The sequence below is a fragment of the Streptomyces sp. NPDC057271 genome, from assembly GCF_042668715.1.
GTDB lineage: Bacteria > Actinomycetota > Actinomycetes > Streptomycetales > Streptomycetaceae > Streptomyces.
Genome location: NZ_JBHUYJ010000035.1, coordinates 20,028 through 34,338, shown reverse-complemented (window position 1 = coordinate 34,338; position 14,311 = coordinate 20,028). Strand labels below are relative to the sequence as shown.

14 protein-coding genes are annotated in these 14,311 nt (G+C 71.6%); 7 read left to right on the top strand and 7 right to left on the bottom strand.

Features of this window, described 5'->3' with window-relative positions; all coding sequences use genetic code 11:
- Window positions 1–4 precede the first annotated feature (4 nt).
- The 4 genes from ACFUJR_RS18195 to ACFUJR_RS18180 all read left to right on the top strand — a co-directional run bounded on the left by ACFUJR_RS18195 (window position 5) and on the right by ACFUJR_RS18180 (window position 2,144).
- Window positions 5–604, top strand: coding sequence for a 4Fe-4S dicluster domain-containing protein (locus ACFUJR_RS18195; protein ID WP_383164276.1), 600 nt, complete (start codon window positions 5–7; stop codon window positions 602–604).
- Complete coding sequence (locus ACFUJR_RS18190; protein WP_383164279.1) at window positions 601–1,257, top strand: Rieske (2Fe-2S) protein; 657 nt, start codon at window positions 601–603, stop codon at window positions 1,255–1,257. The genes ACFUJR_RS18195 and ACFUJR_RS18190 overlap by 4 nt, the downstream gene beginning before the upstream one ends.
- Entirely contained in the window at window positions 1,254–1,694 is a 441-nt protein-coding gene (locus ACFUJR_RS18185; protein WP_383164282.1) for a hypothetical protein, read from the top strand. Before ACFUJR_RS18190 ends, ACFUJR_RS18185 begins: the two co-directional genes overlap by 4 nt.
- Window positions 1,695–1,922: 228 nt before the next feature.
- Window positions 1,923–2,144, top strand: a complete 222-nt coding sequence (locus tag ACFUJR_RS18180; RefSeq protein WP_383164285.1) for a hypothetical protein — start codon at window positions 1,923–1,925, stop codon at window positions 2,142–2,144.
- A 19-nt stretch (window positions 2,145–2,163) separates the two neighbouring features.
- Here the strand turns inward: ACFUJR_RS18180 and mscL are convergent, their stop codons facing one another.
- The 6 genes from mscL to ACFUJR_RS18150 form a co-directional block, all read right to left on the bottom strand.
- A complete protein-coding gene (gene mscL, locus ACFUJR_RS18175) occupies window positions 2,164–2,706 on the bottom strand; it encodes a large conductance mechanosensitive channel protein MscL (protein ID WP_383164288.1) in 543 nt (180 codons plus the stop codon).
- A gap of 135 nt (window positions 2,707–2,841) precedes the next feature.
- Window positions 2,842–3,396 carry a hypothetical protein gene (locus ACFUJR_RS18170; protein WP_383164291.1) on the bottom strand — a complete coding sequence of 185 codons (555 nt, stop codon included), beginning with the start codon at window positions 3,394–3,396 and terminating at the stop codon, window positions 2,842–2,844.
- Between the two features lie 161 nt (window positions 3,397–3,557).
- Complete coding sequence (locus tag ACFUJR_RS18165) at window positions 3,558–4,409, bottom strand: S-methyl-5'-thioadenosine phosphorylase (protein ID WP_383164293.1); 852 nt, start codon at window positions 4,407–4,409, stop codon at window positions 3,558–3,560.
- Window positions 4,410–4,520: 111 nt separating this feature from the next.
- Window positions 4,521–4,847, bottom strand: a complete 327-nt coding sequence (locus ACFUJR_RS18160) for an FmdB family zinc ribbon protein (RefSeq protein ID WP_383164295.1) — start codon at window positions 4,845–4,847, stop codon at window positions 4,521–4,523.
- Window positions 4,848–4,915: 68 nt separating this feature from the next.
- A complete protein-coding gene (locus ACFUJR_RS18155) occupies window positions 4,916–6,202 on the bottom strand; it encodes an MFS transporter (RefSeq protein WP_383164378.1) in 1,287 nt (428 codons plus the stop codon).
- A gap of 438 nt (window positions 6,203–6,640) precedes the next feature.
- Window positions 6,641–8,158: a potassium/proton antiporter gene (locus tag ACFUJR_RS18150; protein ID WP_383164298.1), complete on the bottom strand. Its 1,518-nt coding sequence runs from the start codon at window positions 8,156–8,158 to the stop codon at window positions 6,641–6,643.
- A gap of 266 nt (window positions 8,159–8,424) precedes the next feature.
- On the opposite strand from ACFUJR_RS18150, the gene ACFUJR_RS18145 reads away from it, so the two are divergent.
- Window positions 8,425–11,148 carry a penicillin acylase family protein gene (locus ACFUJR_RS18145; protein ID WP_383164300.1) on the top strand — a complete coding sequence of 908 codons (2,724 nt, stop codon included), beginning with the start codon at window positions 8,425–8,427 and terminating at the stop codon, window positions 11,146–11,148.
- On the opposite strand, the gene ACFUJR_RS18140 is transcribed toward ACFUJR_RS18145, so the two are convergent.
- Complete coding sequence (locus ACFUJR_RS18140; RefSeq protein ID WP_383164303.1) at window positions 11,138–11,752, bottom strand: 5-formyltetrahydrofolate cyclo-ligase; 615 nt, start codon at window positions 11,750–11,752, stop codon at window positions 11,138–11,140. The two genes, ACFUJR_RS18145 and ACFUJR_RS18140, sit on opposite strands and share 11 nt — an antisense overlap.
- A gap of 105 nt (window positions 11,753–11,857) precedes the next feature.
- Between ACFUJR_RS18140 and galU the strand changes: the two genes are divergently transcribed.
- Window positions 11,858–12,784: a UTP--glucose-1-phosphate uridylyltransferase GalU gene (galU, locus tag ACFUJR_RS18135; protein ID WP_383164306.1), complete on the top strand. Its 927-nt coding sequence runs from the start codon at window positions 11,858–11,860 to the stop codon at window positions 12,782–12,784.
- Window positions 12,785–12,947: 163 nt separating this feature from the next.
- Window positions 12,948–14,264 carry a gephyrin-like molybdotransferase Glp gene (gene glp, locus ACFUJR_RS18130; RefSeq protein WP_383164381.1) on the top strand — a complete coding sequence of 439 codons (1,317 nt, stop codon included), beginning with the start codon at window positions 12,948–12,950 and terminating at the stop codon, window positions 14,262–14,264.
- The last annotated feature ends 47 nt before the right edge of the window (window positions 14,265–14,311 follow it).

Below are 14,311 nucleotides of genomic sequence, written 5' to 3'. Positions count from 1 at the left end.
GCTCATGATGGGCCGCACGATCTTCATCGACCCCGGGCGCTGCATCGGCTGCCAGGCGTGCGTCTCGGCCTGCCGCGAGTGCGACTCGCACCGCGGCAAGTCGATGATCCACCTCGACTACCCCGACGAGGGGCACTCCGTCGCCTCCCTTCCCACGGTCTGCATGCACTGCGAGGACCCGGTCGCCCCCTGCGCCGAGGTCTGCCCGGCCGACGCCATCCTCGTCACCGCCGACGGCGTGGTGCAGCAGGCCGACACCACCCGCTGCATCGGCTGCGCCAACTGCGTCAACGCCTGCCCCTTCGGCGTCCCGAAGATCGACCTCCAGGCGAAGCTGCAGATGAAGTGCAACCTCTGCTACGACCGCACCGCCTACGGACTCGCCCCGATGTGCGCCACGGTCTGCCCCACCGGCGCCCTCTTCTACGGGACTCTCGAGGAGCTCCAGAGCGAGCGCCCCGGCGTCCAGGTCGCCGACTCCTTCACCTTCGGATCCACGACCGTCTCCACCGGAGTGGCGATGGTCGTCCCCGCCGACAAGGTCCAATGGCCGGTCCCCGGCGGGCTCCCCGTCGTGGAGATCAACGGAAGGGCCGTCCGATGAGCGTCATCGAGCAGCCGCCCGCCGACGGCCAGGGCGCGGCCGACGCCGCCCAGGAGGCGTTGCGCGACCGTATCGCCGCCGATTCGCTCACCACCCGGCGCGACTACCTCCGGATCGTCGCCACCGTCTCCGGCGGCCTGGCCATCGGCGGCATCGGTGTCGCCTCCGGAATCCTGCACCGCCACGGCGACACCGACGGGACACCCGAACCCAGGAGGATCGCCGACCAGCTGCTCCCCGGCGAGTCCCTCGCCTTCCGCTACCCCGAGCAGGAGGACCGAGCGGTCGCCGTCCGCCTGGAGGACGGCACCCTCGCCGGCTACTCGGCCGTCTGCACCCACCTCGCCTGCGCCGTGCTCTGGCGGCAGGACCGTGGCACCGGGGGTGAGCTGTACTGCCCCTGCCACGAAGGAGTCTTCGACGCCCGTACGGGAGAGGTGACGGCGGGCCCACCGCCGCGGGCGCTGCCGAAGGTGCTCCTGGTGGAGGAGGCCGACGGCAGTGTCTGGGCGGTCGGCACCACCCGCTCGGGCGAGAGCGTCCAGGAGAGCCTGTGCCGGCAGCTCGGTGCCGAGCGCCCGGACCTGGCCGAGCGCCTCAACTGCCCGGGCACCTCCGCGGGCGGGGCCGTCACGAGGAGCGAGCGCACATGACCGACGCGCCCTTCCCCCGGGACCCCGAGGTCCCCGGCCGGGCCCCGGGCGCCCCCGACCAGGGCCCCGTCCCGCCGCCCGAGCCGCCGCCGCGCCCTGGCTACACCCCCGGGAGTGCGCAGCCCCGGCTGAACCGGCCGGTCCACGAGCGCTATCCGCAGATCCGGCCCACCAGTGGCTACGGCGACCCCCGGGTCCGCCACACCGGCCCGGGCCCCGGCGCCGGTACGGAGCAGGAGCCCGAGCGCTCGGCGAAGCTGAACGCGCGCCTGACCCTGGCCCTCACGGTCCTCATCGGGCAGCTCTGGGGGCTGACGATCGTGGTCGACGAGTGGATGGCCGGCGACACCGGCACGGCCTGGTGGGGGGCCGGCTTCCTCGTCCTGTCGTTCCTCGTCGTCCTGGGCCTGTGGCTGCTCGACCCGAGGGACCGCTGAGCCGGCCGCCGGAATCGACGGGACCGCCGGGACCTGTAGGACCGCCGGGACCGCCGGGACCGCCGGGACCGCCGGGACCACCGGGACCACCGGGACCGCCGGGACCGCCGGGACCGCCGGGACCGCCGGGACCACCGGGACCACCGGGACCACCGGGACCACCGGGACCACCGGGACCGCCCGGAATCGACGGGGTTCACGGCCCCGTACCCGGCGTACCCTGGATAGATGAGCACCGCCCCCGCCCACGGACCGCGAGACCCGAAGCAGCCCGGCAGACAGTCGATCCCCGAGAACACCACGAAGCCGAAGCTGTTCTTCGATGATCCGCTGGACCAGCAGTCCGCGGACGATACGGACCGCGGGTGGGGCGAGCGGCCTCACGGCGGCAGCGACAGTGCCGCCGATCTTGCGCGCTTCCTCGAAGAGAAGCCGCCGCACCACCTCTGACGCCGGTGCGAGTCGCCGGCTAGGGGGTGGGGTGCGACCCGGTGCCGCCGGTGCCGCTCCCGCCGCCGGCGGGGCCCGTGCCCGTACCCCCGCCGTTGTCCGCGTTCGGGCCGCGCTGGGCGACCAGCAGGTCGCGGATCTCCTTCAGGACCTCCAGCTCGCTGATCTCCAGCGTCTCCTGGACGCTCTCCTTCGCCCTGTCGTGGGCGGCCCGCTTGGCCAGGTACTTCGCCATGGGAAGCACCATCAGGAAGTAGACGACGGCGGCCGTGATCAGGAAGCTGAGGACGGCGCTGAGCACCAGGCCCCACATGATCGGGATGCCGGAGACCGCGTTCCCCGCGTCGTCGACCACACACGGACCCTTGAGGCAGGAGCGGTAGCTCTCCAGGTCCTTCGTGCCGAAGGCGCCGACCAGCGGGTTGATGACACCCTTCACCACGGAGTTCACGATGTTGGTGAACGCGGCACCGATGACGACCGCCACCGCGAGGTCGATCACGTTGCCGCGCATGAGGAAGGCCTTGAAGCCTGCCATCACGCTTTCCTTCTTCGGACTCACTCAGGTGCCTTTCGTTGTTTGTGCAGGTAGCTGTGCCAGGAGTCGTGCAAGTAGCGCTGCCATTAGGCCGCGAAGCACGCAGACGCGTCCAATCCGTACACACGGAACGGTTACTTGACAGGCAGTCCGTGCGAATCAGCACAGGGTCACCGCCAGTTGGGACGTCATCCCCGCACCCGCCAAGGCCGTCGCCGTCGACCGTGGAACGGACAGGACGACCAACGCCCCACCGTCCGGACGAGTCTCACCCGTACGCGGAACGTCGGCCACTCGAGCGCCCGTCGCGACCACCCGGGCCTCACCGCCACCGCCACCACCGACGCCCGTCGGCGAGTTGGGCGCGGCGATCACATCCACCCGGTCACCGGGCCGCAGCAGCCGCACGGCCGCCGCGTCGGCGATCCGCACCGGCGCCGACACCCACCGCACCACGGGAGCCCGTTGCTGTTCCCGCGCCGCCGTGGGCGGGGGAGGGCCGGCGGAGACCTCGCCCCCGCCCGCGACCGCCAGCGCGGCCGCACTCATCGCGAGGATCGCCGCCGGGGCCCGGCGCCGGCGCCGCAGCGCCCGTCGCAGTCGCTGCCGCCCTCCCCGTACCCGCAGAGGTTCGAACGGCGGGACCGGGCAGGGCGCGGGAACGGGGGAGCGGTCGGGGTACGGAAGAGGGGTCGAGGGAGGTGAGGTCGTCATGGCGGCACCGCCTGTCCGTGCGCGTAGGGAGTCGTACCGTCCTCCGGCCGTCCGGAGAACCGCTCCCACCATCCCGCGTCCGCGAACATCCCGCCGAAGCCTGTGGACCACCCGCCGCCTGTGGACAACTCCCTCACTCCTCAGGGGGATTCACCAGAGGGTCAGGGAAGCTCGATCCCCAGCTCCCAGCCGTCGTGCGCGTGCGTGCACAGGCAGTCCCGGTCCGCCGTGTCCGGCAGCGCGCCCACCGCGTCGAAGAGCACCTCCCGCAGCCGCCCCACGTTCGCGCGGAACACCTGGAGGACCTCGGTGTGCGTGACGCCCTCGCCCGTCTCGGCGCCCGCGTCCAGGTCCGTGACGAGGGCCAGCGAGGTGTAGCAGAGGCCCAGCTCGCGGGCGAGGACGGCCTCCGGGTGCCCGGTCATGCCGACCACCGACCAGCCGGCCGCCGCATGCCAGCGCGACTCCGCACGCGTGGAGAACCGAGGCCCCTCCACGACGACCATGGTGCCGCCGTCCACCGGCTCCCAACGGTGCGCCCGCGCCGCCTTCAGGGCCACCCGCCGCCCGTCCGGGCAGTAGGGGTCGGCGAAGGTCGTGTGCACGACGTTCGGCACGGCCCCGCCCCAGGCCTCCGGCAGCGGCTCCCCGTCGAAGTACGTCTGCGCCCGCGACTTCGTACGGTCGACCAGCTGGTCCGGTACGACGAGGGTGCCGGGCCCGTACTCGTCCCGCAGGCCGCCCACCGCGCACGGGCCGAGGATCTGCCGTACGCCCACCGAGCGCAACGCCCACAGGTTGGCGCGGTAGTTGATCCGGTGCGGGGGCAGCGTGTGGCTCCGGCCGTGCCGGGGCAGGAACGCGACCCGCCGTCCCGCGACCTCGCCGAGGAAGAGACGGTCGCTGGGGCTGCCGTACGGGGTGTCGACGGACACCTCCGTCACGTCCTCCAGGAAGGAGTAGAAGCCCGAGCCGCCGATCACACCGATGTCCGCATACACGTGGGTCGCCATGGCGGTCACATTATCGGCCCGAGGAACGGCGGAAGCCCCACCGCGCACAGCGGTGAGGCTTCCGTAAGAACCGTGAGAACCGTGGTCAGGAGACCCGGGCTCAGACCTTGGTCAGGCGGCCGAGGTGGAACTCGACGCGCTTGACGTCGAGGACGTCGACGAGCTCGACGAAGCGGCAGGCTTCGCGTCCGAGGACGACGCCGAGGAGGTCGACGACGAAGCGGACTTCGACGACGAGGCGGGCGAGCTGGAGCTCGACGAGCCGCGGCTGTCGTTCCGGTAGAAGCCGGAACCCTTGAAGACGATGCCGACCGCCGAGAACACCTTCTTCAGGCGTCCCTTGCAGCTCGGGCACTCGGTCAGCGCGTCATCGGTGAACTTCTGCACCGCCTCGAGGCCCTCGCCGCACTCGGTGCACTGGTACTGGTAGGTCGGCACTTGTCTTCCTCCTGGCACTCACACTCATCGAGTGCTAACGACGATCCATAGTGACGTATTCCGCGGGATCAGTCCACCGTCACCGGCACTCGGTGACCGATACCACGTGCGTGGACCCGGACCGACGCCCGGGGGGTCAGCCGCGAGCGCAGCGCCAGGAGCGTGGCCAGCGCGAGCGCCGTGCCCACCAGCGGCACCAGGAACCCGGTGCTCGCGCCGTGCTCGTCGGCGAGGCGGCCGGCGACCGTCACGGCCGCCGCCTGCCCCAGTGCCACGGCGCCGGTGAGCCAGGTGAAGGCCTCGGTCCTGGCGGAGGCCGGGACCAGGGTCTCGACGATGGTGTAGCCGGTGATCAGGGCCGGGGCGATGCACAGACCCACGATCAGGCCGAGCGCGCCGAGCAGCAGCACGGAGTGCGCCGACCAGAGCAGCGAGGCCGCCACGGTCAGTCCGGCGTAGCCCAGGATCAGGCGCTTGCGCGGGCCGGTCTTCCAGGCCACGGCGCCGCACGCGATGCCCGCGAGCATGTTGCCCGCGGCGAAGATCCCGTACAGCAGACCGTTGGCGCCGGGGTTGCCGATCTCCTCGGAGAACGCGGTCAGCGAGACCTGCATACCGCCGAAGACCGAGCCGATGCCCAGGAAGGCGACGGCCAGAACCCGTACTCCCGGGATCGACAGGGCGGAGACGCGCCCCTCGCCGCTGGAAGCGGCGGCGACGAGGCCGTGGGCGGGCTGGGTGCCGCGCTGGGCGGCGAAGAACAGACCGCCGAAGAGCGTGAGCGCCGCCTCGGCGATCAGGCCGGCCGCGGGGTGCACGCCGGTGCAGAGCGCGGTGGCGAGGACGGGACCGACGACGAAGGTGAACTCGTCCGTGACCGACTCGAAGGCCGCGGCCGTCGGCATCAGCGGCGAGTTCTCCAGCTTCGCCGCCCAGCGGGCACGGACCATCGGCCCGACCTGCGGGACGGAGGCACCGGCCGGTACGGCGGCGAGGAAGAGGGCCCACATCGGGGCGCCCGCGAGGGCGAGCACCACGAGCAGGGAGACGGCGGCGGAGTGGACCAGCACTCCGGGGACCAGGACGGCGCGCTGGCCGAAGCGGTCGGCGAGCTTGCCGCTCTGCGGGGCGAACAGCGCCATGGAGACGCCGGTGACGGCGGCGACCGCGCCGGCGCTGCCGTACGAACCGGTGGTGTGCTGGACGAGCAGAACGATGCCGATCGTCAGCATCGCGAAGGGCTGCCGGGCGGCGAACCCGGGGAGCAGGAAGGACAGCGCTCCGGGGGTACGCAGGAGCTGTCCGTAACCGGCGCGCTTGCCTGCGGCCTTCCCGGCCTTGCCCGCCTTCGTCACGGACGTGCGGGGCGTACCGGAAGTGCCCGACGTGCGGGGCGTACCGGAAGTGCCCGAGCTGCCGAGCGTGCCCGAGGTGCGGGGCGTGCGGGGCGTGCCCGTGCTGCCGAGCGTGCCGGACGTGCCCGAGGTGCCGGACGTGCCCGAGGTGCCGGGCGCCGCAGGCGTGTCAGAAGTGACCGTGGACACCACGGTCCTTGCCTTTCTGCCGCCTGGTAGCGCGCCCCTGCACGGTGGTGCGGGCGCTGCCGAGAGCTGTCCTCATGCGCGGAACTGCGGTAGATACCGGGCCCCACTGCGGGGGGCTTCTCGGCCGCCATACGGTCGCGCCAGCTCTGCGTCAGGCAGAGTTGGTTCGATCAAGTGTGCCTTCATGGTACAGGGAAGGGCGTTCTCCCGCCTGGGAAAACGCCCTTCCATCCGAAACTGTGCCTGTGATTAACCGGACGTTCGCTTTCCGAACGGAGTGTGCGGCAGCGCCCGCCGCCGGTGGCCCCGTCCGGAGACGGCCGTCGAGCCCGCCGTGCCCAGCCAGCCGGCCAGCTTTCCGCCCTGCCCGACGGCCCGCAGCCGCCGCTCCGTGGCGTCCCGCACCGGGTCGGTCGCGACGACGAGGAGTTCGTCCTTGTACCGCAGTACCGTCGCCGGACCGGGCACGAAGCTCTTCTCCTCGCGTACGACGAGGGTGACCGCGGCCCCGGCCGGGAGGCGCAGCTCCGCGACCTCCACGCCGTGCATCTTCGAGCCCTCCGGGATGGCGACGGACAGCAGGTGCCCGCGCAGCCGCTCCAGCGGGGCCGATTCGACGCCCAGGTCGGCCGCCTCGGAGGAGCCCAGCTTCAGCGCCCTGGCCAGCCAGGGCAGCGTCGGACCCTGGACGAGGGTGTAGACGACGACGAGCACGAAGACGATGTTGAAGACCCGCTCGCTGCCCTCGATCCCGGACACCATCGGGATCGTGGCCAGAATGATGGGGACGGCTCCGCGCAGGCCCGCCCACGACATCAGGATCTGTTCCTGCCAGGGGATACGGAACGGCAGCAGGCTGACGAAGACCTCCATGGGCCGCGCCACCACGGTCAGGACCAGGCCGATGACCACCGCCGACCAGAAGTCGTCGGCCAGTTTGGTCGGGGTGACCAGCAGGCCGAGCAGGACGAACATGCCGATCTGGGCGATCCAGCCGAGCCCCTCGGCGAAGCCCCGGTTGGCGGGGGCGTGCGGCAGCTTCGCGTTGCCGAGGACCACCGCGGCCAGATAGACGGCGAGGAAGCCGGAGCCGTGGGCCAGGGCGCCCGCCGCGTACGCCGTGACGGCGATGGCCATGACGGCGATCGGGTAGAGGCCGGAGGCGGGCAGGGCGATGCGCCGCAGCCCGAAGGCGCCGAGGAAGCCGACCCCGAGGCCGATGGCGGCGCCGATGGCCAGTTCCATGGCGATCGTGCCGACCAGGACGTACCAGCTGTCGATCGGACCGACCGTGGAGAAGGCGACGACGAGGATGACGACCGGGGCGTCGTTGAAGCCGGACTCGGCCTCCAGGACACCGGTCACGCGCGAGGGCAGCGGGACCTTGCGCAGGACGGAGAAGACGGCGGCGGCGTCCGTCGAGGAGACGACCGCGCCGATGATCAGCGCCTGGCGCCAGTCCAGGCCGACCAGATAGTGGGCGGCCGCGGCCGTGATGCCCACGCTCACCGCGACGCCGACGGTCGACAGCACGACCGCCGCGGGCAACGCGGGTTTGATCTCCTTCCACTTGGTGCCCAGGCCACCCTCGGCCAGGATCACCACAAGTGCGGCATAACCGATCACCTGGGTCAGTTCGGCGTTGTCGAAGGCGACGTTGCCGATCCCGTCCTGCCCGATCGCGACCCCGATCCCGAGATACAGCAGCAGGCTGGGGAGCCCGCTCCGGGACGAGATCCGCACCGCCGCGACAGCGATGAGCAGCACGAGCGAGCAGATGAGCAGGAGTTCATTGAGCTCGTGGACAGTCAGTGGCCGATCCTTCCCCTCGCGTGCGGCCGGATCGTTCCAGCAGCCGGTACTTCGTTACCTTACCTAATCTTTAACGCGTTCTTGACGCGCTCCCCGCTTGCCCTCGATCACCAGTGCGATCTTGGGTGGCCTTCTTGGTGACACCGCGTCCGGGCCGTCCGGACGCTGCGCCTAAGGTTGCTCCCGTACTCCAGGACCACCCTGCCCCTCGAAGGACAGCGATGCCCTCCAACACGACCGCGCCTCCCGCCAAGAAGAAGGGGCGGCGCGCCCGCCTGATCGTCCTCGTCCTGGTCCTCGCACTGGTCGCGGGCGTCGGCTGGGGCGGGTACTGGGGCGTCAGCACCGTCCGCGCCTCCTTCCCGCAGACGACGGGCGAACTCCGGCTCGACGGCCTCTCCGGCGTAGTCGAGGTCAAGCGTGACGCCTACGGGGTGCCGCAGATCTACGCCGACACCGAGGCCGACCTCTTCCGGGCGCAGGGCTTCGTCCAGGCGCAGGACCGCTTCTACGAGATGGACGTGCGCCGTCACATGACGGCCGGCCGCCTCTCCGAGATGTTCGGCAAGAGCCAGGTGGACACCGACGCGTTCCTGCGCACCCTGGGCTGGCGTCAGGTCGCGCAGGACGAGTACGACAAGGTCCTGTCGGCGGAGACGAAGAAGAACCTCCAGGCCTACGCCGAGGGCGTCAACGCCTACCTCAAGGGCAAGGACTCCGCCGACGTCTCCGTCGAGTACGCGGCGCTCGCCTTCTCCAACGACTACGCGATCGAGCCCTGGACCCCCGTCGACTCGGTGGCCTGGCTCAAGGCCATGGCCTGGGACCTGCGCGGCAACATGCAGGACGAGATCGACCGCTCCCTGCTGACGAGCCGGCTCAGCGCGCGGCAGATCCAGGACCTCTACCCGGGGTACCCGTACGAGCTGCACCAGCCGATCGTGCAGAACGGCGCGGTCGACAAGGCGACCGACGCGTTCGACCCGAAGGCCAAGGCGAAGAAGAACGACGACGGCGCCGGGGCCACGCCGGGCGGCGCTCTGGAGGGCATGCGGTCCCAGCTCGGCGCGCTCTCCGACTCCCTGGACGACATCCCCGCGCTGCTCGGCCCCAACGGCAACGGCATCGGCTCGAACTCGTGGGTCGTCTCCGGCCGGTACACGACCTCCGGCAAGCCGCTCCTCGCCAACGACCCGCACCTCGCCCCGATGCTGCCGTCCCTCTGGTACCAGATGGGCCTGCACTGCCGCTCCGTCTCGGCGACCTGCCGCTACGACGTCGCCGGCTACACCTTCTCCGGGATGCCGGGCGTGATCATCGGCCACAACGACTCCGTCGCCTGGGGCTTCACCAACCTGGGCGCCGACGTCACCGACCTGTACCTGGAGAAGGTCGGGGACGACGGCTACGTCGTGGACGGCAGGACCAAGCCGTTCACGACCCGTGAGGAGACCATCAAGATCGCGGGAGGGGGCAGCCGGAAGATCACGGTCCGCTCGACCGAGCACGGCCCGCTGGTCTCCGACCGCTCCTCCGAGCTGGAGAAGGTCGGCCAGAAGGCCCCCGTCGGCAACGTCGCCCCGGACCGCGGCACCGGCTACGGCGTCTCCCTCCAGTGGACCGCCCTGCAGCCCGGCAAGTCCATGGACGCGGTCTTCAAGCTCAACCGCGCCAAGAACTTCAAGGAGTTCCGCGCCGCGGCCGAGGACTTCACCGTCCCCTCGCAGAACCTGATCTACGCGGACGCGCAGAACATCGGCTACCAGGCGCCGGGCAAGATCCCGCGGCGCGCCAAGGGCGACGGCACCGTACCGGCGCCCGGCTGGGACTCCTCGTACAAGTGGAAGGGCTACATCCCGTACGACGAGCTGCCGTACGAGCAGAACCCCGACCGCGGCTACATCGTCACCGCCAACCAGGCCGTCGTCGACGCGGACAAGTACCCCTACCTCCTGACGGAGGACTGGGGCTACGGCTCGCGGAGCCAGCGGATAAACGACCTCATCGAGTCGAAGATCAAGGACGGCGGGAAGATCTCGCCGGACGACATGCGGACCATGCAGATGGACAACCGCAGCGAGATCGCGACCCTGCTCAACCCGCTCCTGCTGAAGATCGACATCTCCGACCCGTACGTCCGCGAGGCGCAGAAGCTCCTGGAGGGCTGGGACTACACCCAGGAGCCCGACTCGGCCGCCGCCGCGTACTTCAACGCGGTCTGGCGCAACGTCCTCAAGCTCGCCTTCGGCGACAAGCTGCCCAAGGAGCTGCGGGCCGAGGGCGACTGCATCGTCGTCCGTCCGGCCGACTCCACCGGCCTCCCGGTCGACGAGCAGAACAAGCGCGTACGGGAGTGCGGCGAGCGCGACGGGGACACGGCGCAGCCGGACGGCGGCGACCGCTGGTACGAGGTGGTCCGCCCGCTGCTGAAGCAGGAGGACAGCGCGTGGTGGAAGACCGAGGCCAACCGCACCGACCAGGCCACCGAGAACCGTGACCAGCTGCTCGCCCGCGCCATGGAGGACGCCCGCTGGGAGCTGACCGCCAAGCTCGGCAAGGACGTCTCCACCTGGAGCTGGGGCCGGCTGCACCAGCTGACCCTGCAGAACCAGACGCTCGGCACCGCGGGCCCCGGCTTCGTCCGGTCCATGCTGAACCGCGGCCCGTGGAACCTGGGCGGCGGCGAGGCCGCGGTCAACGCGACCGGCTGGAACGCGGCCGGCGGCTACGAGGTCGTCTGGGTGCCCTCGATGCGGATGGTCGTCAACGTCGGCGACTGGGACAGGTCCCGCTGGATCAACCTGTCGGGCGCCTCCGGTCACGCGTACCACGACCACTACACCGACCAGACCGACAAGTGGGTCAAGGGCGAGCTGCTGGACTGGCCCTTCGGCAAGGCGGCGGTCGACGCCTCGACTAAGGAGACGCTGACCCTCAAGCCGTAGAAGGCTCCTGAGGGCGCTCGAAGCGCCTGACCCCCTCCGGGGTCACCACCGCGTGCACGGGGTGGTCGTGCGGTTCCTCCGGGACCCGGGCGACCACCTCGTTCGCGTACAGGAGCACCACGAGCGCCGGGTCCGCGCCGGCCCGAGCGAGCCGCGCGAGGACGCGGTCGTACGAGCCGCCGCCCCGCCCGAGCCGCATCCCGCGGCCGTCGACCGCGAGGCCCGGCAGCAGGACCGCGTCCGCCGCGCACACGGCCTCGGGGCCGAGCCGCGGACCGGTCGGCTCCAGCAGGCCGCGGCCGGCCTTCGCCAGGTGCTCCGCACCCTCGTACGCGGCCCAGTCGAGGTCGTTGTCGGGCAGCAGGACGGGGAGCAGGACACGGGTGCCGTCCGCCCGCAGTGTGTCCAGCAACGCGCGCGTGCCCGGCTCGCGACCCACGGACACGTACGCGGCGACGGTCGAGGCCTCCGCCAGCTCGGCCAGCTCACGCGCACCCCGCGCGAGCAGCTCGCCCGCGGCTTCGACATCATGGCTGGTCAGCCGGGCCCGAGCGGCGAGGAGTTGGCTGCGCAGGGCGGCCTTGTCGGACATGTCGGCGGTCATCGGGACATCATGGGGGCGTACCAACCCTCTCGTACCAGTCGTTATGCACAGGAAGTTAATCGGAGCCCCATCTTCCTCTCATTCCGAGCGGCTATGGTGCTCCGCATGACTCAGTCGCCTTCCAGGATCACCAAGGCTGTCATCCCGGCCGCCGGTCTCGGCACGCGCTTCCTCCCGGCCACCAAGGCCACCCCCAAGGAAATGCTGCCGGTCGTGGACAAGCCCGCGATCCAGTACGTCGTCGAGGAGGCCGTAGCGGCCGGCCTCTCCGACGTCCTCATGATCACCGGTCGGAACAAGCGGCCCCTGGAGGACCACTTCGACCGGAACTATGAGCTGGAGGAGGCGCTCGCCCGCAAGGGCGACGAGGACCGCCTCTCCAAGGTGCGGGAGTCCAGCGACCTCGCCACCATGCACTACGTGCGTCAGGGCGCCCCGCGCGGTCTCGGGCACGCCGTGCTGTGCGCCGCCCCGCACGTCGGCGACCAGGCCTTCGCCGTGCTGCTCGGCGACGACCTGATCGACCCGCGCGACCCGCTGCTCGCCCGGATGGTGGACATCCAGGAGCGCGAGGGCGGCAGCGTGATCGCGCTCATGGAGGTCGAGCCCGAGCAGATCCATCTGTACGGCTGCGCGGCGGTCGAGGCGACGGCCGACTCCGACGTCGTGAAGGTGACGGACCTGGTCGAGAAGCCGGACGTGCACGAGGCGCCCAGCAACTACGCGATCATCGGCCGCTATGTACTGGATCCGGCCATCTTCGCCATACTGCGGGAGACCGAGCCGGGGCGTGGCGGTGAGATCCAGCTGACCGACGCCCTCCAGAAACTGGCCAAGACGTACCAGTCGGCGCCGAGCGGCGAGGGGAAGATCGGGGGTCCGGTCCACGGCGTGGTCTTCAAGGGCCGGCGCTATGACACCGGCGACCGCGGGGACTATCTGCGTGCCATTGTCAGACTGGCGTGCGAACGTGAAGACCTGGGCCCGGACTTCCGGACCTGGCTCCGCAGTTACGTCAGCGAGGAGATGTAGCACCTTGAGCAGCAGCACGGCACCGGTGTCAGGCGATCCGGCCGACGGCGGGTCCGCCGAGGGCGCCGCGTCCGTCACGGGCGGCGGGTCCGCCGAGGGCGGCGGGTCCGTCACGGGCGGCGCGTCCGTCGCGGGCGAGGCGGCCGGAGCCGTCTACGGTGGCGTGCCCGGAGATCCCTGCGCGGGTCCCTCACGTGACCTGTGGTCGGTGGACGAACACCTGGACGACGTCCTCAGCACGATTACCCCGCTCGAACCCATCGAGCTGCAGCTGCCCGACGCCCAGGGCTGCGTCCTGGTCGAGGACGTCACGGTGCCGGTCGCCCTGCCCCCGTTCGACAACAGCTCCATGGACGGCTACGCGGTCCGCGTCGCCGATGTCGCCGGTGCCACCGAGGAGTTCCCCGCTGTCCTGACGGTGATCGGCGACGTGGCCGCGGGCGCCGACGGCCTGCCGGTCGTCGGCCCCGGCCAGGCCGCCCGGATCATGACCGGCGCCCCGCTGCCGCCCGGCGCCGAGGCCGTCGTCCCGGTCGAATGGACCGACGGCGGTTCGGGCGAGGGCGCGGCGAGCGGGATGCGCGCCGCCAGCGCCGACCCCGAGGGCGCGGGCGGTGAGGTCCGCGTCCACCGGGCCGCCGAGGCCCGGGCGCACGTCCGCGCGCGGGGCAGCGACGTCCAGGCCGGCGACCTGGCCCTGGAGGCGGGCACGGTCCTCGGGCCGCCGCAGATCGGACTGCTCGCCGCGATCGGCCGCGCCACCGTCCGCGTCCGCCCGCGCCCGCGGGTCGTCGTGATCTCCACCGGCAGCGAACTGACCCAGCCCGGCGAGGAGTTGGGTGAGGGCCAGATCTACGACTCGAACAGCTTCGCGCTCGCGGCCGCCGCGCGCGACGCCGGCGCCATCGCCTACCGGGTCGGCGCCGTCACCGACGAGGCGGACACCCTCCGCGCCACCATCGAGGACCAGCTGATCCGCGCCGACCTCCTCGTCACCACCGGCGGGGTGAGCGTCGGCGCGTACGACGTGGTCAAGGAGGCGCTGACGGCGTCCGGCCAGTTCGAGGGCCAGGTCGACTTCCGCAAGCTGGCCATGCAGCCGGGGAAGCCGCAGGGCTTCGGCACGATCGGCCCCGAGCACACCCCGCTGCTCGCCCTGCCGGGCAACCCGGTCTCCTCGTACGTCTCCTTCGAGCTCTTCGTGCGGCCCGCGATCCGGGCCCTGATGGGCCTCGGCGACCTCCACCGGCCGCGGGTGCGGGCCGAACTCGCCTCCGACGAGCCGCTGCGCTCCCCCTCGGGCCGCCGCCAGTTCCTGCGCGGTACGTACGACGCCGAGTCCGGCACCGTCGCCCCCGTGGGCGGCGCGGGCTCCCACCTGATCGCGGCGCTCGCGCACGCCAACGCGCTGCTCGTCGTACCGGAGGAGACCATGGAGGTGGCGCCCGGCGCCGAGCTGGACGTGGTCCTCCTCGGCTGAAGAGGGCCTGGTGGCGGTACCGTGGCGTCCCACACAGCGACCGGGAG

Bases quoted from the DNA above. Each gene is read 5' to 3' on its own strand.
- ACFUJR_RS18180 (WP_383164285.1), top strand. From the start codon at position 1,923: ATGAGCACCGCCCCCGCCCACGGACCGCGAGACCCGAAGCAGCCCGGC.
- galU (WP_383164306.1), top strand. From the start codon at position 11,858: ATGACTCAGTCGCCTTCCAGGATCACCAAGGCTGTCATCCCGGCCGCC.
- ACFUJR_RS18145 (WP_383164300.1), top strand. From the start codon at position 8,425: ATGCCCTCCAACACGACCGCGCCTCCCGCCAAGAAGAAGGGGCGGCGC.
- ACFUJR_RS18165 (WP_383164293.1), bottom strand. From the start codon at position 4,409: ATGGCGACCCACGTGTATGCGGACATCGGTGTGATCGGCGGCTCGGGC.
- ACFUJR_RS18140 (WP_383164303.1), bottom strand. From the start codon at position 11,752: ATGACCGCCGACATGTCCGACAAGGCCGCCCTGCGCAGCCAACTCCTC.
- ACFUJR_RS18185 (WP_383164282.1), top strand. From the start codon at position 1,254: ATGACCGACGCGCCCTTCCCCCGGGACCCCGAGGTCCCCGGCCGGGCC.
- ACFUJR_RS18195 (WP_383164276.1), top strand. From the start codon at position 5: ATGATGGGCCGCACGATCTTCATCGACCCCGGGCGCTGCATCGGCTGC.
- ACFUJR_RS18170 (WP_383164291.1), bottom strand. From the start codon at position 3,396: ATGACGACCTCACCTCCCTCGACCCCTCTTCCGTACCCCGACCGCTCC.
- ACFUJR_RS18190 (WP_383164279.1), top strand. From the start codon at position 601: ATGAGCGTCATCGAGCAGCCGCCCGCCGACGGCCAGGGCGCGGCCGAC.